We start from the raw sequence: 26093 nt of genomic DNA, 5'->3' as shown, positions 1-26093 counted from the left end.
GCACGTCGGCCTCCTCCTCGTCGTTGAGGTCCCCGTCACCCGGGACCGGCCCTCCGGGGCCGGTGGATCCACTCAGCCGGCGGCGGCCAGCAGGCCCAGGATATGCCGTACGGTCGCCTCGTTCCGCGCCGCCGTGAAGGGAAGCGCGTTGCCTCCGACGATACGGAACGGCTCGCCCGACAGCGTCGCGCTCGCACCGCCCGCCTCGGCGACCAGCAGCAGCCCGGCAGCGTGATCCCAGGCGTTCTCCCAGGTGAAGGCGATCGCGTCGAGACGGCCGCGGGCGATGTTCAGATATTCGAGACCGGCCGAGCCGCACGGGCGCGGCGCCACGCCGTCGGTCCGCAGCCCGGCCAGGGCGCGCTTCTCCAGGTCGGTGGTGAAGTCGTAGTGGGATATGGCGACTTCGAGCGGCTTGCCCGGCTCCGGGGCCCCGGCCCGCAGCGGCTCGCCGTCGAGGAAGGCACCCCCGCCGCGGCGCGCCACGGCCATCAGGTCCTGCGCGGGGGCGTAGGTCCAGGAGGCGAGGAGTTCGCCGTGGTGGGCGAGGGCGACGAGGGTCGCGAAGCCCGTGTCGCCGTGGACGAACTGCCGGGTGCCGTCGACCGGGTCGACGATCCATACGGGCGCGTCGCCACCGAGGTGGGCGAGGAGGCCGGGATCGGCGTGCACGCCCTCCTCGCCGACCACGACCGAACCGGGCAGCAGCGCGGTGAGCGAGGCGGTCAGGTGCTCCTCGGCCTGCCGGTCGGCGGTGGTCACCAGGTCGTGCGGGCCCTTCTTCTCCACGATCTCGTGGGCGGCGAGCTGCCGGTAGCGCGGCATGATCTCCGCGGCGGCCGCCGAGCGCACCGCCTGCTCCACCTCGGAGAGATCACTGGCAAGAAAGTCATCGAACATGCGGCCATCGAATCACGCGCCGCCGACATGAGGTGACCGGATCACGGCCCGAGGGTGGCATCGACGTGAACGCCTCCGGCCGCTGCGCAATCCATTGACACCTGGCTGAAACACGACCTACTTTTCGAGCACCACAATTCACTAGTGAATAGATATTCACGTCAAGGACGTTCAGATGCTCAGCACAGACCCAGTCGGCGCCGAACAGTTCCGGGCGCGCCGTCAACGCATCGCCACCCAAGACCCGGACGCCCAGGTCCGCGAGCTCCGGCAGCTGGCCGCCGAGGTGCGCCGGTCCGTGGTGCACATGATCGACGAGGCGCAACTCGGCCATATCGGCGGCGACCTGTCGGTGACCGACATCCTCGTCACCCTCTTCGGGCGGGTGCTGGACGTGGATCCCGCCCAGCCCCACCGGCCCGACCGCGACCGGTTCATCCTCAGCAAGGGACACTGCGCGGCCTCCCTGTACGCCACGCTCGCCCACTGCGGCTACTTCCCGCCATCCGAGCTGTCCACGTTCATGGCCCCGCTCTCCGCGCTCAACGGCCATCCGAACCGGACCAAGGTCCCGGGCGTCGAGACCAACACCGGACCGCTGGGCCACGGCTTCCCCGTCGCGGTCGGCTGCGCCCTGGCCGCCCGGCTCGCGGACCGCTCGTACCGCACGTACGTCGTCCTCGGCGACGGCGAGCTCCAGGAGGGCAGCAACTGGGAGGCGGCCATGACCGCCGCCCACTACGACCTCGGCTCGCTCACCGCGATCGTCGACCGCAACCGCCTCCAGCAGGGCGCCCGTACCGAGGAGACCAAGCGGCTGGAGCCGCTGGCCGAGAAGTGGACCAGCTTCGGCTGGGAGGCGCGCGAGGTGAACGGGCACGACCACGCGCAGCTGCTGTCGGCGCTGCGCCCCTCCCTCACCGGCAGACCGGTCGCGGTCATCGCGAACACGGTCAAGGGCAAGGGCGTGTCGTTCATCGAGGACCGGGTCGAGTGGCACCACAAGGTGCCCGACGCCGGGCAGGTACGCACCGCGCTCGAGGAGCTGAGCCGATGACCGCAGGACTCATACCCGAGAACGCCGCGCAGACCTACGACTGCCGCCAGGCCTTCGCCGAGGAACTGATCGCCCTGGCCGCCGAGGATCCGCGCATCGTCGCCGTCTGCAACGACTCGGTGGGATCGAGCAACCTGGTGCGCTTCCGGGAGCTGTACCCCCACCGCCTGATCAACGTCGGCATCGCCGAGCAGGACCTCGTCGGCGTCGGGGCCGGGCTCGCCAACGGCGGTCTCATCCCCTTCGTGAGCGCGGCGGGCCCGTTCCTCACCGGCCGGGCCACCGAGCAGATCAAGACCGACGCCGCCTACAACGGGCTGCCCGTCATCCTGTGCGGACAGAGCCCCGGCATGGCGTACGGGGAGCTGGGGCCCACCCACCACTCGATCGAGGACCTGTCGTGGATGCGGGCCATCGCGGACCTGGCCGTCGCGGTCCCGGCCGACCCGGCCCAGACGCGCGCCGCCGTCCGCTGGGCCGCCTCCCACGACGGCCCGGTCTATCTGCGCATCCCCCGGTTCAAGATCCCCGCCGTCACCCCGGAGGAGGCGCCGTTCCAGCCCGGGCGCTCCCTCCAGCTGACCGACGGGGACGACATCACCGTGATGGCCGTCGGCACGATGGTGTCCCGGGCGCTCGCCGCCGCGGAGACGCTGCGCACCGAGGGCATCGGCGTCCGCGTGCTGAACATGACCTTCGTCGAGCCGATGGACACAGGCGCGGTGCTGCGGGCCGCCCGCGAGACCCGCGGCATCGTCACCGCCGAGGAGGCGACCACCACGGGCGGGCTCGGCGCGGCGGTGGCCACCGTCGTCGCCCAGAACCGTCCGGTGCCCATGCGGATCCTGGGGGTGCACCGCAGGTTCGCGCCCACCGGCAGCGCCTCCTTCCTGTTGGAACACTTCGGCCTGACCGCCGACGGCATCGCCGTCGCCGTCCGGGAGCTGCTGTCCCATGAGCACCGCTGAACCGCTCGTCCTCGCCATCGACCAGGGCACCAGCGCGACCAAGGCGATCCTGGTCGACCGGCGCGGGGACATCGTCGCCCACGGCTCGGTCCCCCTGGAGCTGTCCACCCCCGCCCCGGGGTGGGTCGAACAGTCGGCGGAGGAGATCTGGGCGAGCTGCGGGCGGGCCGTCGCCGCATGCCTCGACGGCCGGGACGCCTCGCGCGTCGCCGCCATCGGCCTGAGCACCCAGCGCGAATCGCTGCTGCTGTGGGACCGGGCGACCGGGGAACCGCTGAGTCCGCTGGTGAGCTGGCTGGACAAGCGCACCGCGGGCGATCCGGCGCTGCTGCGGGCCGTGCCCCGCGCGGAGCTGGTCCGCGAGGTCAGCGGGCTGCCGCTGGACCCGATGTTCTCGGCCCCGAAGGCCGCCTGGCTGCTGGACCGGTACGACCCCGATCGCCGCCGCAGCCGCGCCGGCGAGCTGTGCCTGGGCACGGTCGACTCCTGGCTGCTGTTCAAGCTCGGCGGCGCTCATCTCATCGAGGTCGGCAACGCGGCGCGCACCCAGCTGCTCGATGTGCGCCGGTGTGCCTGGGACCGGCGGCTGACCCAGATCTTCGACGTACCGCTGGAGGTGCTGCCCCAGGTCGTACCGTCGCAGGGTCCGTTCCCCAGCGCCCGCGGACTGGCGCCGCTGGCCGACGGGGTGCCGGTCACCGCGGTGCTCGGTGACTCCCACGCGGCGCTGTTCGCCCACGCGGGCTGGGCTCCGGGGACGGTCAAGGCGACGTACGGCACCGGGTCGTCGGTGATGGCGGTGGTCCCGTCGGCGGCCCGGGTCGCCTCCGGGCTGTGCCTGACCGTCGCCTGGCAGACCGGCGCGAACCCGACCTGGGCGGTGGAGGGGAACGTCCGGTCCACCGGTGCCACCGTGAACTGGCTGGCGGGCGTGCTCGGCCGCGGCCCCGCCGAACTGGCGGAACTGGCCGCCGACAGCAGCGAGGGCGTGGTCGTCGTCCCCGCCTTCGGCGGGCTTGGCGCCCCCTGGTGGGACGAGAACGCGGTGGGGCTGATCAGCGGGCTCACCCTGGGCACCCGGGCCGGGCACCTCGCACGGGCCGCGCTGGAGTCGATCGCGTTCCAGGTCGAGGACGTGGTGGCGGCGGTCGAGCGGGAGACGGGCCCAGTCACCCGGCTGCTCGCGGACGGCGGGCCGACCGGCAACCCGGTGCTGATGCGGCTCCAGGCCGACACCAGCGGGCGGCTCGTCGAACGGGCCCTGGCCCGCGACCTGTCGGCCCTCGGCGCCGCCCATCTCGCGGGACTGACCCGCGGGGTGTGGGACCGGGCCGCCCTGGAACGGCTGGGCCGGCCCCGCGAGAGCTACGCGCCGGACGGCGACGAGACCACCCGGGCCCGCAGGCTCGCGCACTGGCACACGGCGGTACGCCGCGCCCGCCTCCAGCCCGCCTCCGGCGACGGCGTCCCGGCCCCGGAACCCCCGCCGCGGACCGCCGCCGTACCGCACCGCACTCCCGAACCCTCGACCGTCCAAGGAGCGTCATGACAGCGCGATACGCGGGACAAGGTGTCATGGTCACCGGGGCCGCGCGCGGCATCGGCCGGGGCATCGCCGCCCGGTTCGCCGGTGAGGGCGCGGACGTACTGCTGGTGGACACGGACGCCTCCGTCGAGGACACCGCCCGGGAGCTGGCCGACGACAGCGGCACCCACACCCTCGGCGTCCGGGCGGACGTCACCTCCCCCGAGGACGTGGCCCGCGCCGTCGGGCTCGCCGAATCCACCTGGGGACGGCTGGACGTCCTGGTCAACAACGCGGGCGTCATCACCATCAGCAGGCTCGAAGACCTGACCCACGACGACTGGCAGAAGGTCCTCGCGGTCAACACCACCGGCACCTTCCTGTGCGCCCAGGCCGCCGCGGCCGCCATGCGGCGGTACGGGCGCGGCGGACGCATCCTCAACGCGGCCTCCGGACAGGCACGGCAGGGCTTCCTCTACACACCGCACTACGCGGCCAGCAAGTTCGGGGTGGTCGGCCTCACCCAGTCCCTGGCCAAGGAGCTGGCCGGGGACGGGATCACCGTCAACGCCTACTGCCCCGGGATCGTCGGCAGCGAGATGTGGGACTACAACGACCGCGCGTGGGGCCGGCTGCTGGGCGACTACGCGCCCGGGGAACTGATGGCCGAGTGGATCGCGGGAATCCCCCTCGGGCGCGCCGGAACCCATGACGACATCGCCAACCTGCTGCTCTTCCTCGCCTCGCGGGAGGCGGAGTACATCACCGGCCAGACGATCAACGTCGACGGCGGGATGTTCATGAACTAGCTCCGACGACGTCGGAGACCACTCGGAGGTTTCGATGAGCACGACCGGCAACGCCGCAACGGCCGTTGACGCACCACCACCCCCCTCGGACGCCGACCGCGCCCGCCTGCCGTCCTGGGTGACGGGCATCCTCACCGGATCGCGCGGCCCCGCCCTCGGCCTGCTCGCCATGTGCGTCGTCTTCTTCATCGCGACGCCGTACTTCCTCACCCAGAGCAATCTGCTCAACATCGTCGACCAGACGGCCGTCCTCGGTCTGCTCGCGCTCGGCATGACCGCGGTCATCGTGATGGGCGGCATCGACCTCTCGGTCGGCGCCGTGCTGGCCCTCGCCACCATGGTGGTCGGCTGGCTCTCGCACGACCAGGGATGGCCGCTGTGGCTGAGCGCGGTGGCCGCGATCGGCGTCGCGGGTGCGTGCGGGCTCGCCAACGGGCTGGGCATCACCTACACCAAGCTGCCACCGTTCATCGCCACGCTGGCCATGATGTCGATCGCCCGCGGCCTGGCCAACGTCATCACCGACGGCCAGCAGATCGTCGGGTTCCCCGACTGGTTCGACAACCTGTCCACCATCCGGTACGTCGGCATCTTCACCGCGTGCACCGCCGTGCTCGCCGCGCTGTACGTGGCGGGGTGGGCGTACATGCGCTATCGGAGCGGCGGCCGCGCCCTGTACGCGATCGGCGGCAGCGCCGAGGTCGCCCGGCTCGCCGGGATCAAGGTCAAGCAGCGGACCGTGCTCGTCTACACCGTCACCGGCCTGCTGGCGGGCCTGGCCGGGGTCTTTCTGACCATGCGCCTGGACTCCTCCCAGCCGAGCGCGGGAACCGGCTACGAACTCGACACCATCGCCGCGGTGGTGATCGGCGGGGCCAGCCTCAGCGGTGGCGTCGGCTCCATCACCGGAACCCTGATCGGCGTGCTGATCATCGGGGTTCTGCGCAACGGCCTCAACCTGCTGGGGGTCTCGCCGTTCATCCAGCAGATCGTCATCGGCCTGGTGATCGCGCTGGCCGTCATGCTCGACGTGCTCCGTCGTCGCGAAGCGCGCTGACTCTTCTCCTCTTTTCCCTCCCCCTCTCTTCCTCCCCCGGGCACACGCCAAGGAGTTGGTTCCCATGAAGACACGAGCGACGACACGCATCGTGATAGCCACCGGAGTCGCGGCCACCATGGTGGTCGGCGTCACCGCCTGCGGACGCGGTGGCAACGGTGCGAAGACCGCCGACGGCAAGCAGATCACCATCGGGCTGGCCGTGGCCAACCTCCAGGCCGACTTCTTCAACCAGATCAAACAGTCCGTGACCGCCGAGGCCAAGAAGAAGGGCATCAAGGTCATCGTCTCGGACGCACGCGGCGACGCGGCCACCCAGGTCAACCAGATCCAGGACTTCATCAGCCGTCAGGTCAGCGCCATCATCTACATCCCCGCCGGCGCCACGGCGGCGGGCGTCCCCGTGAAGGCCGCCAACCGCGCCAAGATCCCCGTGGTCACCGTGGACCGCAACCCACCCGGTGAGCCCGGCAAGTCGTTCATCGCCAGCGACAGCGTCGCGGCCGCGCGGACGCTGGGGGACTACGTGGTCAAGGAGTCCGGCGGCAAGGGTCAGCTCGCCATCCTCCAGGGCCAGATCGGCACCACCCCGCAGGTGGACCGGCAGAAGGGATTCGGGCAGGCCCTGAAGAACGCGCCCGGCATCAAGGTGGTGTCCCAGCAGCCCGCCGACTGGGCCCAGGACAAGGCGTACTCCGTCGCCCAGGACATGCTCCAGGCCCACCCCGGCATCGACATCCTGTGGGGCCAGGCCGACGCGATGGCACTCGGCGCCGCCCAGGCCGTCAAGGCGTCCGGCTCGAAGAAGAAGCACCTCATCGTCGGCTTCGACGGCGACATCGCCGGGCTCAAGGCCGTCCGCCGGGGCACCATCGACGCCACCATGGTGCAGCAGACGCGCAAGATGGGCCGGATGTCGGTCAACACCGCCGTGGACATCATCAAGGGCAAGAAGGTCCCGGCCCAACAGCTCCAGCCCGCCTTCCTCCTGACCAGCAAGGACAAGAAGAAGGCCACCCAGTTCATCAACACCCACCCGTAAACGACGGCAGGGACGGCAGAGAGGAGCCGCGGCGATGACGAACGCCGGAAAGCACCCGGGCCTGGTCGTCCGGGGGATATCCAAGCGGTTCGGGGTCACCCAGGCGCTCGACCGGTTCGACCTGGAAGTGCGCCCCGGGGAAGTGGTGGCGCTGCTCGGCGAGAACGGCGCGGGCAAGTCCACCGTGTCCAACGTCATCGCGGGCACCTTCCCCTCCGACACCGGCGAGATGACCTGGCAGGGACAGCCGTACGAACCGAAGTCCCCCGGGGACGCCATCAGCCACGGCATCGGCCTGATCCACCAGGAGATGCGCCTGCTGCCGGACCTGTCCGTGGCCGAGAACGTGTTCCTCGGGCGGCTGCTGCGCCGGGGCGGGCGGATCGACCGCGGCGAGATGAACCGGCGGGCGCGGGAGCAGCTGCGGCGGCTGGGCCTCGACATCTCCCCGACCCGGCTGGTGCGCACCCTGCGGGTGGCCGAACAGCAGCAGGTCGAGATCGCCAAGGCGCTGACCCTGGACGCGCGCCTGCTGATCCTCGACGAGCCCACGGCCGCCCTCGGCGGCGAGGAGACCGATCACCTCTTCGAGCGGATCGACGCCCTCCGCGGTGAGGGCATGTCCTTCATCTATGTGAGCCACCGGCTGGAGGAGATCGCCCGCATCTGCGACCGCGTCGTGGTGATGCGCGACGGACAGCTCGTCGCCACCCACGACACCGCGCAGGTGCCGGTGGTCCAGCTGGTGGAGGAGATGGTCGGGCGCAGCATCGAGCGCATCTTCCCCGACACCGGAACCGCGGGCGCCCGGGAAGTGCTCCGGGTGCGGAACCTGACCGGGCCCTCCTTCCAGGACGTGTCGTTCAGCGTCCACGAGAGCGAAGTCCTCGGCATCGCGGGCATCGTGGGAGCGGGCCGCACCGAACTGGTACGGGCCGTCGCGGGCGTCGATCCGGTGACCGGGGGCACGGTGGCCGTCGAGGGCCGGACCCTGCGGCTGCGCGGGCCCAAGGAGGCCATCGAGGCGGGTGTGGTGCTGGTGCCCGAGGACCGCAAGGGCCAGGGCGCCGTCCTGGACCTGTCGATCGGCGACAACGTGGCCCTGCCCAACCTCGACCGCATCTCCCACCGCGGCTGGCTCAGCCCGCGCCGGGTGGCGGCGGTCGCCGGTGAGGCGATCAACCTGATGACCGTCAAGGGGCGGGCCGGGCAGCCGGTGCGGACGCTGTCCGGCGGCAACCAGCAGAAGGTCGTCATCGCCAAGTGGCTGGAGCGCAAGCCCAAGGTGGTCATCCTGGACGAGCCGACCCGCGGCATCGACGTCGGGGCGCGTGCCGCGATCTACGAGGTGATCGCGGACCTGGCCCGCTCCGGCATGGCCGTCATCGTGGTCAGCTCCGACCTCGACGAGGTCCTGGGCCTGTCCCACCGGGTGCTCGTGCTCAGCCGGGGGCGGCAGCGCGGCATCCTCCCGGCGGCCGAGGCGACCGACGCCGCGGTCATGCACCTGGCCACGGCATGATGCCGTTATGCATCCCCACAACCGGACCGGCACCCCCGTGACCCGCACCACGCGCATGGCGACCAGCGACGAGCAGCTGCGGCTGATGACCCGGATCGCCCGGCTCTACCACGAGCAGGGCATGCGGCAGCCGCGCATCGCGGAGGAGCTGCACATCTCCCAGGCGCGCGTCTCCCGGCTGCTCACCCAGGCCGCCAAGCTCGGCATCGTCCGCACCATCGTGGTGCCGCCCGAGGGGGTCTTCGCCGAGCTGGAGGAGGAGATCGCGGCCCGGTACGGGCTGCGCGACGTGGTGGTCGTCGACGTCGAGGGCGAGGCCGACTCCGTCATCCCGGCGCTCGGCGCGGCGACCGCGGTCTACCTGGAGACCACGCTCATGGAGGGCGACCGGCTGGGCATCTCCTCGTGGAGCGCCACTCTGCTCGCGGCGGTCGAGGCCATGCGCTCCCGGCCGGGCGGGCGGTTCCTGGAGGAGGTCGTCCAGCTGATGGGCGGGGTGGGCGATCCGCAGGTCCAGGTCCAGGCGACCCGGCTGATGGGGCGGCTCGCCGAGCTGACCGGTGCGGAACCGGTCTTCATGTCGGCCCCCGGGCTGGTCGCCGGGGCCACCGTGCGGGACGCCATCCTCGCCGACCCCAAGGTGACCAGCGTGGCCGCGGCGTGGAAGAACCTCACCATCGCCATCGTGGGCATCGGCAGCCTCGAACCGTCGCCGCTGCTGCGCCGCAGCGGCAACATCTTCTCCGACGACGACCAGGAACAGCTGCGCGGGCTCGGCGCGGTGGGCGACATCTGCCTGCACTTCTTCGACGAGCACGGCACCCTGCTCGACACCGAGTTGAACGACCGCGTCATCGGCATCACCCCCGAGGTCTACCGCGCCGTGCCACGCCGCGTCGCGGTGGCCGGAGGCGACCGCAAGTACGCGGCGATACGGGCCGCGGTGCTGGGCGGCTGGGTCGATGTCCTGATCACCGACCTGGGAGTGGCCCGTCGGCTGGCGGGCCGCCCCGACCGAACCGAACGACAAGCGCCCTAGCGGCAGCATCCCTCAAGGAGCACTCATGCCCGTCCCCTCCTTCCGCCTCGACGACAGCGTGGCCCTGGTGACCGGAGCCGGCAGCGGCATCGGCCGACGGCTGGCGATCGGGCTCGCCGAGACGGGAGCCGATGTCGGCTGCCTGGACCTGCCGGGCAGCGATCTGGCCGGTACGGTCGAGGCGATCGGGAACGCGGGGCGGCGCGCGGTCGCCCTCCCCGCCGATGTGACCCGGGCGGAGGACCTGGCGGAGGCGGTGGCCACGGTCGAACGCGACCTGGGCGCCCTCCGGCTGGCGGTCAACGCCGCGGGCATCGCCAACGCCGCCCCGGCCGAGGACATGCCGCCGGAGCAGTGGCAGCGGGTCGTGGACGTCAACCTCACCGGTGTGTTCCTCTCCTGCCAGGCGGAGGGCCGGGCGCTGCTGCGCAACGGTGGCGGTGCCATCGTCAACATCGCCTCCATGTCGGGCACCATCGCCAACCGGGGGCTGACCCAGGCCCACTACAACGCCTCCAAGGCCGCCGTGATGCACCTGACGAAGAGCCTGGCCACGGAGTGGTGCACCCGCGGCATCCGCGTCAACAGCGTGAGCCCGGGCTATACGGCCACACCGATGAACCTGCGCCCGGAAGTGGCCGAACGCGTCGCCCAGTTCGAGGCGGACACCCCGCTGGGCCGGATGGCGACGGTGGACGAGATGGTCGGCCCCACCGTGTTCCTGCTGAGCGACGCGGCGAGCTTCGTCACCGGCGCTGACCTGCTGGTGGACGGTGGGGTCACCTGCTGGTGACCCCACGGGACAGGAGTCAGGACCAGCGCGACAGGCCCGATTCGGCGAGCTGGGCGGCGTTGCCCGCCAGCAGCTCGAACGGGTCGTGATCGGTGATGTCGATCTCCGCCACGTGCCAGCGCAGCGCGGGCCCGGCGGCCCGGACGGCGGCCGCGGCGTCCACGTCGCCGGTGCCGAGCGGGGTCTGCGGCTCGCCGCGCCGCGCCGGGCCGTCCTTGAGGTGGACGGACACGGCGCGGGCGCCGAGCCGGGTCAGCGCCTCGGCGGGGTCGGCCCCGGCCACGGTCGCCCAGTAGACGTCGAGTTCGGCGAGGATCGCGTCGTCCGCCGACGCCCAGAAGGCGTCGTAGCCGCTGCGTCCGTCGGGCAGCGTCGCCCATTCGAAGTCGTGGTTGTGGTAGCCCAGCCGCAGCCCGGCACCGGCCAGGGCCTGCCCGGCGGCGTTCACGGCGTCCGCGAACGCCGCCAGCCGCCCGGGGTCGCCGAAGACGTCCGCGTCGAAGCCACTGACCATGCGGGGATGGGGCACGAACACCGTGTCCGCGCCGATCTCGGCGCACTCCTCGGCCAGCGAGCCCACGTCGTCGGGCAGCCCGGCGTGGGTGGCCGAGACGCGCAGGCCCGCGGCGTCCAGCCCGCGCCGCAGGGCCTTGGCGGCCACCAGCCGCTCCGCGGCGCTCTTGTCCGCGGACCCCAGGCCGAAGGGCTCGACGTAGCGGAAGCCGAGCTCCGCCAGGCGGGCCAGCGTACGGTCCTGGTTCTCGGCCAGCGCGTCACGGACGCTGTACAGCTGCACGGACAGCAGACCTTGCCGCTCCATGGTGATTCCCCTCTCGTATGGCATGTGGCGCGTAGGGCGGTGTGGTGTGGTGTCGTCAGCCGATGACCAGGGGACGCAGGGTGCGGTGGGCGATCCGCAGCCCCTGGACGACCTTCTCCTCCGTGCCGCCCCAGACCGGGTCCTCGTGCTCGACGGAGAGCGTTCCGGTGAAACCGTGCTCGTAGAGGCGGTCGACGACGCGCGCCCAGTCGACCTGGCCGAGCCCCGGCACCCGGTAGCGCCACCAGCCGTTGTCCCAGGGGTCCGGGCGGTCGACGGCCTTGCCGAAGAAGCCGTACCGGTCGATGTCCCCGCTGCCCAGCTCGACGTCCTTGGCCTGGGCGTGCACGATGCGGTCGATGTAGGGCGCGATGGTCTTCACCGGATCGATGCCGATCCAGGTGAGGTGCGAGGGGTCCCAGTTGAGGTAGAGGTCGAGGGAGAACATCCACTCCCACAGCTCCGGGGAGTAGGCCAGGTTGCCCGGATAGCCGTCGGGGTGCCAGCCCTCCATGACGCAGTTCTCGATGATGACCTTCACACCGCGCTCGCCCGCGTAGTCGACGAGTTCGGGGAAGACGCGCTCGGCTTCCTTGAGGTTGTCCGCGACGGGCTTGGTCCAGTCCCGGCCGATGAAAGTGCCGACGTACGGGACGCCGAGCGCCGCGGCCGCGTCCACCGCGTGCTCGAAGTGGGTACGGATCTCCGCCCGGCGCTTCGGGTCGGGGTGCAGGTGGTTCTCGTAGTAGGCGAGCGCGGACAGTTCGAGGTCGTGCTTGGCGAACAGCGCGAGCGTCTCCTCCGCGCGCGCCGCGGGGAAGTCGGCGACGGGCAGATGGCTCGCCTCGAAGTCGCGTCCTCCGGTCCGCGGCCAGACGGCGACTTCGAGCGCCTCGTAGCCGTTGCCGCTCGCCCACTCCGCGATGCGCGGGAGGGACCAGCCGGGGAGACATGCCGTCAGGAAGCCGAGTTTCAACTCTTCACACCTCTGTCCACGAGCCGTTACGGGAGGATCGGAGAACCGCCTCGGTGATGCGGGCGGCGCGCAGTCCGTCGTCGAAGGTCGGCAGGCCCTCGGGCCGGTCGCCGCCGATCGCGGCGTACGTGTCGGCGACGAACGCCTCGAAGCATTCCGCGTACCCCTGGGCGTGGCCCGGGGGCAGGACCGACAACCGCCGCTGTTCCGCCGAGCCGTGGCCGGGGTCGCGGCTGATGACCCGGGCGCCGTCCTCGCCGCCCAGCCAGATGGTCTCCGGGTTCTCCTGGTCGAAGACCGCGCTGGCCCGCGCGCCGTCCAGCTCGAACCACAGCCGGTTCTTCCGCCCGGCGGAGACCTGGGAGACGGTGGTGGACGCCAGGACTCCGGAGGCGGTGCGCAGCAGCAGCGCGGCGCAGTCCTCGGTACGGACGTCCATGTACGCGTCGGACGCGGAAGGCTCCGAGGCGGCCTCGAAGGTACCGGCCCCGGCGGCGGGCCGCTTGTTCACGGCGATCGACGTCGAGGCGGTGACCTCGGCGAACCGTTCGCCCGACACCCACTCGACCAGGTCGCACCAGTGGGAGCCGATGTCCGCGAAGGCGCGGGACGGGCCCCCGGCCACCGGGTCCACGCGCCAGCCGGAGGCCTGCGGCGAGAGCATCCAGTCCTGGAGGTAGCTGCCGTGGATCAGGTGCCAGCCGCCGAACTCGCCGTCGATCCGGCGCGCCCGGATCTCCCGGACCAGGGGGTGGTAGCGGTAGACGAACGGGACGGCGGCCACCAGCCCGCTGCTGCGGGCCGTCTCCGCCATGCGCTCCGCGTCGGCGACGGAGACCGCGAGGGGTTTCTCGCACACCACGTGCTTCCCGGCGGCGAGGGCGCGCAGCGCGAAGGGCGCGTGGGTGGCGTTGGGCGAGCAGATGTGGACCACGTCCACGGAAGTGTCGTCCAGGAGCGCGTCCAGGGACGGATAGGCGGGGACCTGCCACTCCGCGGCCACCTGGGCGGACCGTGGGGGCGAGGAGGCCAGGACGCCGGTGATGCGGGCGCCCGCCAGCGCCGCGGCCCTGCGGTGGATCGCGCCGATCATCCCGGCGCCGACGATGGCGGTGCCGATTGCTGTGCCGTGCGGTGGGGGTGTGATGACAGCCCTCCCAGGAGGAACGTCTGCGGGGCGGTTTCGTCCGGCGGTGAGCCTAAGACAGCCATTAGAGGCTCACAAGACATTGAATTATGCATCTTGTGAGTCATAAAAGCCGCCAGAATTGCGGTACCGTGACCGGCCATGGGAGCGCAGACGACGGACCCCCGCCCGATACCCCGGCTGTCGGTCGCCGGGCTGCGGCCGCAGAACACCGGCGGCCCGGTCCACAGCTCGCTGGCCCGGCTCATCGCGTCGGGCCTCGCCGACAGCCGCGCCGACCTGGTCAAGGCCACCGGCCTGGCACGGTCCACGGTGGCCCGGCACCTCGACACCATGATCGACGCCGGGGTGGTCACCGAGGGCGGAACCGTCGCCCGGCCCGGCCGCGGCCGCCCGCCGCTCCGGCTGGCGCTCAACCCCCGGGCCGGGGTGGTCGCGGTGGCCGACGTCGGCGCCCACAGCGCCCGCCTGGCCCTCGCCGACCTGTCGCAGAACCTCGTGGCGCAGGAGGAGGTCGCGCTGGACGTGGCGCAGGGCCCCGAAGCGACCCTCGACGTGCTGACCGAGCGGCTGCGCGGCATGCTGGCCGAATCCGCGGCGTCAGGAGGGGCCGACCGGCCCTCCGCCCTCGTCGTCGGGCTCCCCGGGCCCGTCGACGCGCGCGCCGGTACGCCGGTGCGGCCGCCCATCATGCCCGGCTGGGACGGCTTCCCGGTCGGCCGGACCCTGACCGAGCGGTTCGGCTGCCGGACGTTCGTCGACAACGACGTGAACCTCATGGCCCTCGGCGAGGCCCGCGCCCTGCCGGAGGGCGAGGCTCCGCTGCTCTTCATCAAGATCGGCACCGGTATCGGCGGCGGCCTCATCTCGGCCTCCGGGGAACTGCACCGCGGGGCGGAGGGCGCCGCGGGCGACATCGGGCATCTGCGGGTGCCCGGCGCCGACGACACCGTGTGCAGCTGCGGGAACATCGGCTGCGTCGAGGCCGTGGCATCGGCCGCCGCGATGGCGGCCCGGCTCGGCCGGGAGGACCCGGGCCTCGCCGGGCAGGACGGCCCGCGCGGCGCCGCCGACCTGGCCCGGCTCGTCCGCGACGGCCACCCCGGGGCCGTGCGCGTCGTCCGCGAGGCCGCGGTGACGATCGGCGAGGTGGTGGCGCTGCTCGTGCACGTCTACAACCCGGCGCGGATCGTCATCGGCGGGGCGATCGCCGCCGCCAGCGACGACCTGCTGGCCCGGATCCGCGGCGTCGTCTACCGGCGGGCACTGCCCCTGGCCACCCGCCGGCTGTCGCTGACCGGGAGCGTGCTGGGGATGTCCGCCGGTGTCGTCGGCGGGACGGTCGTCGGCGTGGAACACGTCCTCTCCCCCGAGGGCATCGGCGACCTGCTGGCGCATTCGGCCTGACCGAGCGCAATCGGCCCGGCTGAACGCATTCGGCCTGCCCGAACCCTTGACCCGCCGGGAAGCCGGTGCTTGCATGTGCCCGTCTCACCGACAGCGGTTTCGTCCAACTCCGTTGCCTCCAAGTGCCGTTCTGCCGCGCGCGGTCCACCGCCGCCGCAGCGGACAGCACCCTGTGTAAGACCGGGAGAGAACCATGGACGAAACCACGCGGCGCGTACCCGTCGGCATCATCGGTACCGGCTCGATCTTCAACGCCTACGCGCTCGGCCTCTCGACCATCCCCGAACTGCCCATCGTGCGCGTCGCCGACCTCGACGGAGAGCGCGCCCGCGCCGCCGCCGAGGAGTGGAACATCCCGGCGTGGGGCACGACCGAGGAGCTCCTCGCCGACCCCGAGGTGCAGGTCGTCGTCAACATCACCCCGCCCAGGGCCCATGCGGCGCTGACCGACGCGGCCCTGCGCGCCGGAAAGCACGTGTACGTCGAGAAGCCGCTCGCCGCCACCGCCGAGGAGGCCCGGCGGAACATCGAGACCGCCCGGGAGACCGGCAAGCTGCTCGGCGGCGCGCCCGACACCTTCCTCGGCCCCTCCGGGCAGACGGCCCGCGCCGCCGTCGACGCCGGGCTGATCGGGCGTCCGTTCGCCGCGTCCTCCTTCGTCCGCTCCTCGCGCGCCGAGACCTGGCACCCGGACCCCACGTTCCTGTTCACCGAGGGCGGCGGCCCGGTGCTGGACTGGGGTCCGTACCACATCGCCGCGCTGGTCAATCTGCTCGGACCGGTCAGCCGGGTGGTCGGGGCGACCACCCGTGCCGCCGACGAGCTGACCGTGACGGCCCCCGAGCGCCGCGTCGAACGCGTCGGCGTCACCGTCGACACCCACGCGACCGCGATCCTCCAGTTCGCCTCCGGCGCCCTGGCCACGGCCATGTACAGCTTCGACGTCTGGGACACCACCCTCCCCCACCTGGAGGTCTACGGCACCGAGGGCACCCTTCAGGTGCCCAACCCCAACCGCTTCGACGACCCCGTCCTGGTGAAGCGGCGCGGTGACGCGGAGTGGACCGAACTCCCCGCCGTGATGGACCCGCTCACCCCCGCGGGCGCCCGCGCCATCCGCGGTCCCGGGGTGCTGGACCTCGTACGCCACCTCGGCGGAGACCTCCACCGGGCCTCCGCCGACTTCGCGTTCCACGTGCTGGAGGTCCTGGAGCGGCTGGAGCGCATCGCACCGGAGGACGGCGCCGTCGAGATCACCAGCACGGTGAAGCGTCCCGCGCCCCTCCTCGGCATCGACGCCGGCCCCCTGACCCGCTAGTCCGCTCCCTCCCCCTCTCCCCCCTCTCCCCCACGGGACCTCATCCGCAAAGGAGCGGACGATGCTGTCTGCCCGGAAGCCCGGCGCCGCCACCCCCCACACCCCCTCAAGTCCCGAAAGCTCCGAAACCCCGGTGCCGCCGCACGGCCCTGAACGGATCGCGAAGGCCACCGGCCAGGAGGTGAACGGGGTGTTCATCACCCTGTTCATCCTCGCCTACATCGGCCTGTGGATCGCCCTGTGCACCCCCGCCTCGGTCACCCTGTCCCTCCGGGTCGCCGACCTCGACCCGGAGGGCAAGGCCGGGAGCCTGTCGACCATCGCGGGCGCCGGCGCCTTCTGCGCGCTGGTCGCCAACCCCGTCTTCGGCAGGCTCAGCGACCTGTCCACGTCCCGCTGGGGCCAGCGCAGGCCGTACATCCTCGGCGGCATGGTCCTGGGCTTCGGGGCGCTGCTGGTGATGGGCACAGCGCCCAACCTGTTCGTGCTGGGGCTGGGTTGGTGTCTGGCCCAGATGCTGTTCAACGCGGCCCTCGCCGCCGCGACCGCGCTCCTCCCCGAGCGGGTGACGGACCGGTACCGGGGACGCGTCTCCGGCCTGATGGGCATGACCACCCAGATCGGCATCGTCAGCGGCACGTTCCTCGTCCAGTTCACCGGGACGGACAACCTGTGGATGTTCGTCGCGCCGGGGCTGCTCGGCCTGGTCATGGTCGGGATCTTCGTCCGCTACCTCAGGGAAGTCCCCCGCTCCCGGGCCGAACTCCCCCGGCTCCGCTGGGCCGACATCCCCCGGAGCATGTGGATCAACCCGGTGCGCCACCCCGACTTCGCCTGGGCCTGGTGCGGACGGTTCCTGACCTGGACCGGCCTGAGCTTCCTGACCACCTACAAGGCGTACTTCCTGATGGACCGGCTCGGCTACACCGCCGAGGAGGCCAGCCCCGTGCTGTTCTGGTCGATGCTGATCCTGGCCACCGCCACCACCGTCAGCAGCTTCACCGCCGGATGGCTCTCCGACCGCATACGGCGCCGCAAGGTCTTCGTCGCCGCGGCGTCCGTCGTCTTCGCCTGCGCGATGGTGGTGGTGGCGACGGCCCAGTCGACCGAGATGTTCCTGGTCGGCGTGGGGATCTCCGGCCTCGGCCAGGGCATGTACATGGGCGTCGACTACGCCCTCGTGGCCTCGGTCCTGCCCAACAAGGACACCGAGGCCGCCAAGGGCATGGGCGTGTTCAACCTGTCCACCACGATCCCCCAGACCATCTCCCCCGTCCTCGCCCCGCTCTTCCTCGCCATCGGAGGCGACGCCAACTACAGCGCCCTCTACATCGCCGCGGCGGTCTTCTGCGTCGCGGGCGCGTTCGCCATCCGGCTGATCCGCGGCGCACGGTGACCCGCGGCCACGTCCCCGCAGAATGACCGCATGACAGCGAAGAACGGCAGGCGATGGAACCACAACATCCACTACCACTCCCATATCCTCCGCGCGGTCCCCGACGGCGCCCGGCACGCCCTCGACGTCGGCTGCGGCGAGGGCATGCTCGCCCGTGAGCTGAGGCGGACCGTGCCGCACGTCACCGGCATCGACCTCCACGGGCCGAGCATCGACCAGGCCCGTGCCCACCCGGGCGACATCGACTATGTGCTCGGGGACTTCCTCACCCATCCCTTCGCACCGGCCTCGTTCGACGTCATCACGTCGGTGGCCACCCTGCACCACATGGACGCCGCCACCGGGCTGGCCCGCATGCGCGACCTGCTGCGCCCGGGCGGCGTCCTCGCCGTCGTCGGCCTCGCCCGCGACACCCCGCGCGACCTGCCGCACGTCGTCGCCGGGGTCGTCGTCGGCACCGCCCACCGCGCGGTGAAGGGCCAGTGGCAGCACCCGTCCCCCATCGTGTGGCCGCCGCCGGTGACGTACCGGCAGATGCGGGCGCTGGCCGCCGAGGTGCTGCCCGGCGCCCGGTACCGCCGTCACGTCCTGTTCCGCTACAGCATCGTCTGGCACAAACCACCGCACTGAGCACGCATTTCCCGCCACCCGAGCCGAAAAGCCCCTTCCGACCAGAAGGGGCTTTCCGCATTTCCGGATTGGCGCCAACAGCGGCTGCCCCGCTAGAATTTGAGTCAGCACCAAGAAAAGGGGAAGCAGTGGCAGTTCGCTTTGTTCAGGTTCCGGAAACCCAGAAGGACGAGGAAGGAGTTCAGGAAACCGTCACGCCGGTCGTCGTGAACGGACAGACGGTCGAGACGCGAATCTACGGACGCACCGTAATTCACTGCGATATCGAGCCCGATGTCACCGCGGATGTGCATTCGGTGGAGATCGTGGTTCCCGTCTGGGCCGACGAGGAATACGAAACCGGGGAGCAGAACGAGGACGGCAGCAACACCATCGCCGTGCGGCAGGCCCTGAAGACGGAGCGCCGGGTCGTGGACCTGGGGCCGGATTCGCTGAAGGCCCTTCAGGAGGCACTCCAGCCCTTCGCGGTGGTGTCCAGGCCCGCGGAGGAGTCCACCCCCAAGAAGCGCGGCCGCCCCGCGAAGAAGGCGGCGGCCCAGACTCCGCCGAGCGCGAGCTGATGCCCGTCGGGGCGGGAACGAAAACGGTCCCGCCCCGCCGTTCCCACGCGCGTCCGACACCGCGCGGTTCACATCCGCGTTCGGGGAAGGTCAGCGCCGAGTCAACCCCCGCCACCTGAAGGCAAGTTCTTTTTACCGCGCCCGCACAGGCGGGCGCAGGTTGCCCCAGAGAGCCCCCAACCTCCCTGCACAAGACCGGAGATCTTCGGACCACAGGACACTATTCGCCGAACTCGAACTTCTTATTCCGTATGCCTCGTATGAAATTGACCCACTCCACCCCGGCGAATTCGAGCACAGGACCAGACGGGGTTTTGGAATCCCGAAGGCCCACCCTGTCGGCAGCACGCCTCTGCACCTCGACACAGTCGCCGTTCTGGGCGCTATAGCTACTCTTCGACCATCCAGGCCGATTTACCTGCATTTTTCATCGCTTCTCTCTATGCGGCAACTTCTCGTGCAATATCCCGGATAAGAGCCTGACTCTCCAACTCCCCAAGCGCCGCGGCGCGCAGATAGTTGAAGACATCCGCGTAAAAATCGACATCCTTGGGCTGCTCAAGGTACGTGTGACTGATGCGACTCTCCAGCAACACGACCTCCATAACCGCCGACACCCACAGCCCCATTTGCTGGCGTCGAACGCGCCACCGGATGCCTCCCGTTCCTGGCACCGCGCCTCCCCGAAGGCTGACCGCCTCTGCTGCACGGCGCCATCCTGTGAATCAGGACCTCCGGAAGACAGGCGGCCACCACACAATGCGTTCCCGACGCCGAGGCAGGCATCGCGTGCGCCGGATGCGCGTGCATGCCGCCGGTGTACGGCGTCGTAGACGACCGGATTCTGTGGGAGTGGCGAGCGTGCGGCCGTAGCGGCCGTCAGAGGGGGGGCGGCGAGGATTCCTGCGCCCGGCCCGGGCCGGCCTCGGACTCAGACTTGCGGCGGACGGAACCGTATCGACTTCGCTACACTCCGTCATGAGTCGCGTGATCGGGACAGGAGGCGCATCATGACAGCGATGATCGAGCATCCGGCGACCGTGACCACCGACGAGGGTCCGGAGGCGTTCGAGCGACTGTGCCGCGACCTGGAGCGGGCCAGCGCCGCCCTCCCGGACGGCTATCGCGCGGAGATCATCGGGGGAAAGATCGTCATGTCGCCGTGGTCCCAGGGCGTGTACAACGATGTGCTGGACTCCCTGCTCGACCAGCTGACGCCGCACGTCCCGGCGGGCCACCGGGCGCGCACCACACCGAATCTGTACCTCTTCCCCGAGTCCGCCCGCGCGTACGGCCCGGATCTGCACGTCGCGGACCGCGCAGCCACCCGGGTCCGCAGCATTCACCTGCCCGGGTCGGCGCTCACCCTGGCCGCGGAGCAGACGTCCGTCTCCACCCGGGAAGTGGACTGGGGCGAGAAGGTGGAGGTGTACGGCAAGGCGGAGGTGCCGGTCTACGTCCTCCTCGACATGCAGGAGGGCACCGTCACGGTGTTCCACGACCCGACGCCGGATCTCGGCTACCGGCAGCGTTCGCAGATCAAGTTCGGTGAGGAGATTCGCATTCCGGCCCCCTTCGGTTTCACGCTGCGCACCGACGACTGGGAGAGCTGAGCGGGACGGCGCACCGCGCCGCCCCGCTCTCCGATGGTCACGTCCAGTTCGCCGGTTCGGCGAGGGCGTACGACGAGGCGATGCGGTGCTGGTCGTGAAGGATCGTCAGCGTCGAGGGGCCCGCGGGGGTGCCGCCCCGCCAGGCCGTGCAGTAGATGCCGCTTGACCAGCGGATGGTCCGCGAGGTGGACGGGAGCAGGGTGATGTCCGTCGAGCTGACCGTCTTCTTGCCGTTCAGCCAGACCTCGAAGGCGCCCCGGCCGTTGTCGGCGAGCTTGAGGCGTACGACGAGCCGGATCCAGGTTCCGCGCAGGTCGGCGATGGAGCCGACGGTGCCGGAAACCGCGCGGCCGCCGTACTGGATCTTGTTGCCCATGACGAACATCAGCAGCCAGGGGCCCTCCGGGTCCTCGGGGGAGAACTGCTGGAAGGTGACGTTCTGGTCGTGGAACCGCCAGTCGGAGCCCAGGTAAATGGCCTGGCCGTAGTAGCGGTCCTGGCCGACACTCTGCGCTCCCCGCCGGATGACTTCGCTGTGGTAGCCGCCGGTTTCGTTGATATAGGTCTGGGTCGCCGCGACGGCGTTGGCGCCCTTGTAGGTGGGGTTGTCGATGGTGGTGATGGTGCCCTGCTTCTGGGCGTAGCCCTTGTCCCAGCCCGCCACGCTGCCCCGGTTCTGGAAGAACACGCCCTCCGGCAGGTCGGCGGCGGCCGCCCGGCCGGAGGGAGTGATCGCGGCGAGAGGCCCGGCTAAGCCGAGACCTCCGAGCACTGTGAGTATCTGACGTCTCTTCATGGCCGAATGATGGGAGTGGCCGCCGCAACAATCAAGAAGCGTGCATGGATAGATCCGATGACTACCCCGATGACTATCCGTTCAGGGCCGGGATGACCTCGGTGCCGTACGCGTCGATCGTTCTCTCCTTCGCGTCGTGCATCGCGTACACCGCGAACTGGTCCACGCCCAGCCCCCGCAGCGCGCGCAGCTTTTCCACATGGGCCTCCGCCGGTCCCAGCAGGCAGAAGCGGTCGACGATGCCGTCCGGGACGAAGGCCGTGTCCGGGTTTCCGGCGCGGCCGTGGTGGCTGTAGTCGTAGCCCTGGCGCTGGGCGATGTACGCGGTCAGAGATTCGGGGATGGCACCGGAGTGATCGCCGTAGCGGGAGACCAGGTCCGCGACGTGGTTGCCGACCATGCCGCCGAACCAGCGGCACTGCTCCCGGGCGTGGGCGAGGTCGTCCCCGATGTACGCGGGCGCGGCGACGCAGATGGTGATCGCGTCCGGATCGCGGCCCGCCTCGGTGGCGGCGGTGCGGACCGCGTGGACCATCCACTCCGTCAGGAACGGGTCGGCGAGCTGGAGGATGAAGCCGTCCGCCTTCTGCCCGGCGAGGGCGAGCGCCTTCGGCCCGTACGCCGCCATCCAGACCGGCAGCCGACCGCCGTCCTTGATCCAGGGGATGCGCATCCGGCTGCCGTCCACCACGGCCTCCCGCCCCTCCGCCAGGTCGCGGATGGCGTCGATGGCGTCGCCGAGCCGGGCGAGGGTGTTCGGCGTGCGGCCCGCGACCCGCATGGCGGAGTCGCCGCGGCCGATGCCGCACACGGTGCGGTTGCCGTACATGTCGTTGAGGGTGGCGAAGGTGGAGGCCGTCACCTCCCAGGTGCGGGTGCCGGGGTTGGTGACCATGGGGCCGACCGTGAGCCGCTCGGTGTGTTCCAGGATGCGGCTGTAGATGACGAACGGCTCCTGCCAGAGCACGGCGGAGTCGAAGGTCCAGCCGTAGCCGAAGCCGTTGCGTTCGGCGCGGCGCATGAGGTCGACGACGTCCGACGCGGGCGGATCGGTCTGGAGTACGAGTCCGAAGTCCATGGCCTGGCCTCCTAGAGGTACTGACAGGTCGAGCGGCGGACGTAGCGGCCGTGCCCGGCGCGCCCGGTGTAGGCGCGCCCGTCGATGACCGGGAGGCCGCGCGAGAGCACGGTCTCGACCTGCCCGGTGATCTGCTTGCCCTCGTAGGCCGAGTAGTCGACGTTCATGTGGTGGGTCTCGGCGGAGATGGTCTGCTGGGCGGCCGGGTCGTAGATGACGATGTCGGCGTCCGAACCCGGGGCGATGGTGCCCTTCTTGGGGTAGAGGCCGAACATCCGGGCCGGGGTGGCGCAGGCGATCTCGATCCAGCGGCGGCGGGTGATGTGGCCGTCCACGACGCCCTGGTGGAGCAGGTCCATGCGGTTCTCCACGCCCGGCATCCCGTTGGGGATCTTGGAGAAGTCGCCGCGGCCCATCTCCTTCTGGCCGGTGAAGCAGAACGGGCAGTGGTCGGTGGAGACGACCTGGAGGTCGTTGGTCCGCAGCCCCCGCCACAGCGCCGCCTGGTGTTCCCGGGGGCGCAGCGGTGTCGAGCAGACGTACTTGGCGCCCTCGAAGTCCGGTTCGGCGAGGTTGTCGGTGGACAGGAACAGATACTGCGGACAGGTCTCGCCGAAGACCGGAAGCCCCTTGTCGCGCGCCTGCGTCAGCTCCGCGACGGCCTCCTCGGCCGACACGTGGACGACGTACAGCGGCGCCCCGGCCACCCGCGCCAGCTGGATGGCGCGGTGGGTGGCCTCGGACTCCAGCAGCGCCTTGCGGACCTCGCCGTGGTAGCGGGGGTCGGTCCTGCCCTCGGCGAGGGCCTGTTCGACCAGGACGTCGATGGCGATGCCGTTCTCGGCGTGCATCATGATGAGCCCGCCGTTGGCGGCGCCGCGCTGCATGGCGCGCAGGATCTGCCCGTCGTCGCTGTAGAACACGCCCGGGTAGGCCATGAACAATTTGAACGAGGTCACGCCCTCGTCCACGAGGAGGTCCATCTCCTTCAGGGAGCCCTCGTCGACATCGGACAGGATCATGTGGAAGGCATAGTCGATCGCGCAGTTGCCGCCCGACTTCAGATGCCAGGCGTCCAGACCCTCCCGCAGGGCGTGCCCCTTGGTCTGGATGGCGAAGTCCACGATGGTGGTGGTGCCGCCCCAGGCCGCGGCCCGGGTGCCGGTCTCGAAGGTGTCGGCGGCGAACGTGCCGCCGAACGGCATCTCCATGTGGGTGTGGGGATCGACACCGCCCGGGATGACGTACTTGCCGGTCGCGTCGATCGTACGGTCGGCGGTCCAGCCGCGCGCGACGTCGCTGTCGGACGCGGCCAGCGCCACCACCCGCTCGTCCTCGACCAGGACGTCGGCGTGGGTCTCCTCGGCGGCGGTGATGACGAGCCCGCCGCGGATCACGGTACGAGGCATCAGCCCGCGCTCCTTCCCGACTGACCGGACTGGGTAGTTTTCAGGGCGGCTTCGAGGATGTCCGCGCCCTCCTCCGCCTCCGCCACGGTGAGGCTCAGCGGCGGGGCGATGCGCAGGACGCTGCTGTTGTGGCCGCCGCCCTTGCCGATGAGCAGCCCGCCCTCGCGGGCGGCCTCCAGGACGGCCGAGGCGGCCTCGGGCGCCGGGTCGCCGGTGCCCGGCTCGACCAGCTCGACGCCGATCATCAGCCCCCGGCCGCGGACTTCGCGTACGCCGTCGAGCCCGGCGCAGGCCGCGCGCAGCCGCTCGATGAGCAGTCCGCCGACGCGGCGGGCGTTGCCCTGGAGGTCGTGCTCGACGAGGTGGTTGAGGTTGGCGAGACCGGCGGCCATGGTGACCGGGCTGCCGCCGAAGGTGGAGATGGAGTTGGCGCCCAGGCAGTTCATGACCTCCGCGCGCGCCACGACCCCGCCGATCGACATGCCGTTGCCGATGCCCTTGGCGAAGGTGAGGACGTCCGGCGGGCCCGCGGCATCATGGGCCTGCCAGCCCCAGAAGTGGTCGCCGGTACGGCCCCAGCCGGTCTGCACCTCGTCGGTGATCCACAGGATCCCGTGCCGGTCCAGCACCTCCCGGAAGGCGGCGAACAGCCCGTCGGGCGGGGAGGTGAAGCCGCCCACGCCCTGGACGGGTTCGGCGATCAGCGCGGCGACGTTGCCGTGCGCCTGGCCGAGGATGTCCTCGAGGTCGGCCACGCACGCGTCGATGAACTCGGCGTCCGACAGCCCGGCGAACGGGCCCCGGCCGCGCACCCCGCCGTGCACGTACAGCGTCTGGAGCGGGGAGATGCTGGTCGGCGACCACGAGGTGTTGCCCGTGATGCCGACCGTCGAGAACGACCTGCCGTGGTAGCTGTTGCGCATCGCCAGCACCTGGTTGGAGCGGCGGTACGTGGTGGCGAGCAGCAGGGCCGTGTCGTTGGCCTCGGTGCCGGAGGTGGTGAAGAAGACCCGGGCGTCGGGGATGCCGGACAGATGCGCGACGCGCTCGGCAAGGTCGACCATCGGGCGGTCGAGGTACAGCGTCGAGCTGTGCAGGATCCGGCCCGCCTGCTCGGTGATGGCCTTGGTGACCTCGGGCAGCGCGTGGGCGGTCATGGTGGTGAGGATGCCGCCGAAGAAGTCGAGGTAGCGGTTGCCGTCCGCGTCCCAGACGTGGCGTCCCTCGCCGTGGGTGATCTCGATGGGGCGCTGGTAGTACAGCGCCAGCCAGTCCGGGAGGACGGCCCGGTGGCGTGCGTACAGCTGGTCGCCGGCGCTGGGCTCGCCGGTCATGGCTTCACCAGCTCGCCGTAGGCGTCGGGGCGGCGGTCCCGGTAGAAGGCCCATTGCTGCCGCACCTCGTCGATGAGGCCGAAGTCGAGGTCGCGGACGACCAGCTCCTCCTTCCTGTCGCTGGCCACGTCCCCGACGAACTGGCCGCGCGGGTCCACGAAGTAGCTGGTGCCGTAGAAGTCGTTGTCGCCGTACTCCTCGGTGCCGACGCGGTTGATCGCCGCGATGTAGTACGCGTTCGCGACCGCCGACGCGGGCTGCTCCAGCTGCCACAGGTGCGACGACAGCCCGCGGGAGGTGGCCGACGGGTTGTAGACGAGCTGCGCGCCGGCCAGCCCCAGGGCGCGCCAGCCCTCCGGGAAGTGGCGGTCGTAGCAGATGTAGACGCCGACCTTGCCGACGGCGGTGTCGAACACCGGCCAGCCCAGGTTGCCCGGCTTGAAGTAGTACTTCTCCCAGAACCCCTTGAGCTGGGGGATGTGGTGCTTGCGGTACTTGCCGAGGTAGCTGCCGTCGGCGTCGATCACGGCCGCGGTGTTGTAGTAGAAGCCGGACTGCTCGACCTCGTACACCGGGACCACCATGACCATCCCGGTCTCCCGGGCCAGCTCCCGCATCCGCCGCACCGTCGGCCCGTCCGGGACCGGCTCCGCCCACCGGTAGTGCTCCGCCTCCTGCACCTGGCAGAAGTACGGGGCGTTGAACACCTCCTGGAAGCCGATCACCTTGGCCCCCTGGGCGGCGGCCTGCCGGGCGTACTCCTCATGCTTCGCGATCATTGATTCGGTGTCGCCGGTCCAGGTGCACTGGACGAGCGCGGCACGTACGACGTTGGCCATGATCAGCTCCTTCACAGCAGGGCTCCGGGGGCTTGCCCCCGTCGTCAACCTGTGTCTA

Annotated in this window: 26 protein-coding genes; 15 read left to right on the top strand and 11 right to left on the bottom strand. The window is 71.0% G+C overall.

What is annotated here, in order from left to right; translation table 11 throughout:
- Nucleotides 1–72: 72 nt before the first annotated feature.
- Complete coding sequence (locus tag LCH29_RS07145; protein ID WP_446460846.1) at nt 73–900, bottom strand: inositol monophosphatase family protein; 828 nt, start codon at nt 898–900, stop codon at nt 73–75.
- 175 nt (nt 901–1075) lie between these two features.
- Here LCH29_RS07145 and LCH29_RS07140 point away from each other — a divergent pair, with 175 nt between their 5' ends.
- The 9 genes from LCH29_RS07140 to LCH29_RS07100 all read left to right on the top strand — a co-directional run bounded on the left by LCH29_RS07140 (nt 1076) and on the right by LCH29_RS07100 (nt 10712).
- Nucleotides 1076–1957, top strand: coding sequence for a transketolase (locus LCH29_RS07140; RefSeq protein ID WP_446460845.1), 882 nt, complete (start codon nt 1076–1078; stop codon nt 1955–1957).
- The gene (locus LCH29_RS07135) at nt 1954–2925 is read left to right on the top strand and encodes a transketolase family protein (RefSeq protein ID WP_446460844.1); all 972 of its coding nucleotides are present in this window, start codon (nt 1954–1956) and stop codon (nt 2923–2925) included. Before LCH29_RS07140 ends, LCH29_RS07135 begins: the two co-directional genes overlap by 4 nt.
- Nucleotides 2912–4474: an FGGY family carbohydrate kinase gene (locus tag LCH29_RS07130; RefSeq protein WP_446460843.1), complete on the top strand. Its 1563-nt coding sequence runs from the start codon at nt 2912–2914 to the stop codon at nt 4472–4474. The genes LCH29_RS07135 and LCH29_RS07130 overlap by 14 nt, the downstream gene beginning before the upstream one ends.
- Nucleotides 4471–5259, top strand: a complete 789-nt coding sequence (locus tag LCH29_RS07125) for an SDR family oxidoreductase (RefSeq protein WP_446460842.1) — start codon at nt 4471–4473, stop codon at nt 5257–5259. Before LCH29_RS07130 ends, LCH29_RS07125 begins: the two co-directional genes overlap by 4 nt.
- A gap of 34 nt (nt 5260–5293) precedes the next feature.
- The gene (locus tag LCH29_RS07120) at nt 5294–6316 is read left to right on the top strand and encodes an ABC transporter permease (protein ID WP_446460841.1); all 1023 of its coding nucleotides are present in this window, start codon (nt 5294–5296) and stop codon (nt 6314–6316) included.
- 64 nt (nt 6317–6380) lie between these two features.
- Nucleotides 6381–7358, top strand: a complete 978-nt coding sequence (locus tag LCH29_RS07115) for a substrate-binding domain-containing protein (RefSeq protein WP_446460840.1) — start codon at nt 6381–6383, stop codon at nt 7356–7358.
- A 34-nt stretch (nt 7359–7392) separates the two neighbouring features.
- Entirely contained in the window at nt 7393–8880 is a 1488-nt protein-coding gene (locus tag LCH29_RS07110; protein WP_446460839.1) for a sugar ABC transporter ATP-binding protein, read from the top strand.
- 7 nt (nt 8881–8887) lie between these two features.
- The gene (locus LCH29_RS07105) at nt 8888–9919 is read left to right on the top strand and encodes a sugar-binding transcriptional regulator (protein WP_446460838.1); all 1032 of its coding nucleotides are present in this window, start codon (nt 8888–8890) and stop codon (nt 9917–9919) included.
- A gap of 25 nt (nt 9920–9944) precedes the next feature.
- Nucleotides 9945–10712 carry an SDR family oxidoreductase gene (locus tag LCH29_RS07100; protein WP_446460837.1) on the top strand — a complete coding sequence of 256 codons (768 nt, stop codon included), beginning with the start codon at nt 9945–9947 and terminating at the stop codon, nt 10710–10712.
- A gap of 16 nt (nt 10713–10728) precedes the next feature.
- On the opposite strand, the gene LCH29_RS07095 is transcribed toward LCH29_RS07100, so the two are convergent.
- The 3 genes from LCH29_RS07095 to LCH29_RS07085 are packed head-to-tail and all read right to left on the bottom strand — an operon-like array spanning nt 10729 to nt 13616.
- A complete protein-coding gene (locus LCH29_RS07095; protein ID WP_446460836.1) occupies nt 10729–11532 on the bottom strand; it encodes a sugar phosphate isomerase/epimerase family protein in 804 nt (267 codons plus the stop codon).
- A gap of 55 nt (nt 11533–11587) precedes the next feature.
- Complete coding sequence (locus tag LCH29_RS07090; protein ID WP_446460835.1) at nt 11588–12508, bottom strand: sugar phosphate isomerase/epimerase family protein; 921 nt, start codon at nt 12506–12508, stop codon at nt 11588–11590.
- A 4-nt stretch (nt 12509–12512) separates the two neighbouring features.
- Nucleotides 12513–13616 (bottom strand): Gfo/Idh/MocA family protein, encoded by a 1104-nt coding sequence (locus tag LCH29_RS07085; protein WP_446461272.1) that lies wholly within the window; start codon nt 13614–13616, stop codon nt 12513–12515.
- Between the two features lie 180 nt (nt 13617–13796).
- On the opposite strand from LCH29_RS07085, the gene LCH29_RS07080 reads away from it, so the two are divergent.
- The 5 genes from LCH29_RS07080 (at nt 13797) to LCH29_RS07060 (ending at nt 18966) form a co-directional block, all read left to right on the top strand.
- Nucleotides 13797–15062, top strand: coding sequence for an ROK family protein (locus LCH29_RS07080; RefSeq protein WP_446460834.1), 1266 nt, complete (start codon nt 13797–13799; stop codon nt 15060–15062).
- Between the two features lie 193 nt (nt 15063–15255).
- Nucleotides 15256–16380: a Gfo/Idh/MocA family protein gene (locus LCH29_RS07075; RefSeq protein WP_446460833.1), complete on the top strand. Its 1125-nt coding sequence runs from the start codon at nt 15256–15258 to the stop codon at nt 16378–16380.
- A gap of 61 nt (nt 16381–16441) precedes the next feature.
- Nucleotides 16442–17776, top strand: a complete 1335-nt coding sequence (locus tag LCH29_RS07070; protein WP_446460832.1) for an MFS transporter — start codon at nt 16442–16444, stop codon at nt 17774–17776.
- Nucleotides 17777–17806: 30 nt separating this feature from the next.
- On the top strand, nt 17807–18406 hold the full coding sequence (locus tag LCH29_RS07065; protein WP_446460831.1) for a class I SAM-dependent methyltransferase: 600 nt from the start codon (nt 17807–17809) through the stop codon (nt 18404–18406).
- A gap of 206 nt (nt 18407–18612) precedes the next feature.
- The gene (locus LCH29_RS07060) at nt 18613–18966 is read left to right on the top strand and encodes a hypothetical protein (protein WP_446460830.1); all 354 of its coding nucleotides are present in this window, start codon (nt 18613–18615) and stop codon (nt 18964–18966) included.
- A 220-nt stretch (nt 18967–19186) separates the two neighbouring features.
- Here LCH29_RS07060 and LCH29_RS07055 read toward each other — a convergent pair whose 3' ends face one another.
- The gene (locus LCH29_RS07055) at nt 19187–19390 is read right to left on the bottom strand and encodes a DUF397 domain-containing protein (protein ID WP_446460829.1); all 204 of its coding nucleotides are present in this window, start codon (nt 19388–19390) and stop codon (nt 19187–19189) included.
- A gap of 16 nt (nt 19391–19406) precedes the next feature.
- Entirely contained in the window at nt 19407–19571 is a 165-nt protein-coding gene (locus LCH29_RS07050; protein WP_446461271.1) for a Scr1 family TA system antitoxin-like transcriptional regulator, read from the bottom strand.
- Between the two features lie 405 nt (nt 19572–19976).
- On the opposite strand from LCH29_RS07050, the gene LCH29_RS07045 reads away from it, so the two are divergent.
- Complete coding sequence (locus LCH29_RS07045) at nt 19977–20579, top strand: Uma2 family endonuclease (protein WP_446460828.1); 603 nt, start codon at nt 19977–19979, stop codon at nt 20577–20579.
- A gap of 37 nt (nt 20580–20616) precedes the next feature.
- Here LCH29_RS07045 and LCH29_RS07040 read toward each other — a convergent pair whose 3' ends face one another.
- The 5 genes from LCH29_RS07040 to LCH29_RS07020 form a co-directional block, all read right to left on the bottom strand.
- Nucleotides 20617–21375, bottom strand: coding sequence for a polysaccharide lyase (locus tag LCH29_RS07040; protein WP_446460827.1), 759 nt, complete (start codon nt 21373–21375; stop codon nt 20617–20619).
- Between the two features lie 73 nt (nt 21376–21448).
- Complete coding sequence (locus tag LCH29_RS07035; protein ID WP_446460826.1) at nt 21449–22453, bottom strand: TIGR03842 family LLM class F420-dependent oxidoreductase; 1005 nt, start codon at nt 22451–22453, stop codon at nt 21449–21451.
- An 11-nt stretch (nt 22454–22464) separates the two neighbouring features.
- A complete protein-coding gene (gene hydA, locus LCH29_RS07030; protein WP_446460825.1) occupies nt 22465–23862 on the bottom strand; it encodes a dihydropyrimidinase in 1398 nt (465 codons plus the stop codon).
- Nucleotides 23862–25196: an aspartate aminotransferase family protein gene (locus LCH29_RS07025; RefSeq protein WP_446460824.1), complete on the bottom strand. Its 1335-nt coding sequence runs from the start codon at nt 25194–25196 to the stop codon at nt 23862–23864. The genes hydA and LCH29_RS07025 overlap by 1 nt, the downstream gene beginning before the upstream one ends.
- On the bottom strand, nt 25193–26035 hold the full coding sequence (locus tag LCH29_RS07020; protein ID WP_446460823.1) for a nitrilase-related carbon-nitrogen hydrolase: 843 nt from the start codon (nt 26033–26035) through the stop codon (nt 25193–25195). The genes LCH29_RS07025 and LCH29_RS07020 overlap by 4 nt, the downstream gene beginning before the upstream one ends.
- Nucleotides 26036–26093 lie beyond the last annotated feature (58 nt).

Source organism: Streptomyces sp. BRA346 (assembly GCF_052851135.1).
This window is presented reverse-complemented; position numbering and strand designations above follow the sequence as displayed.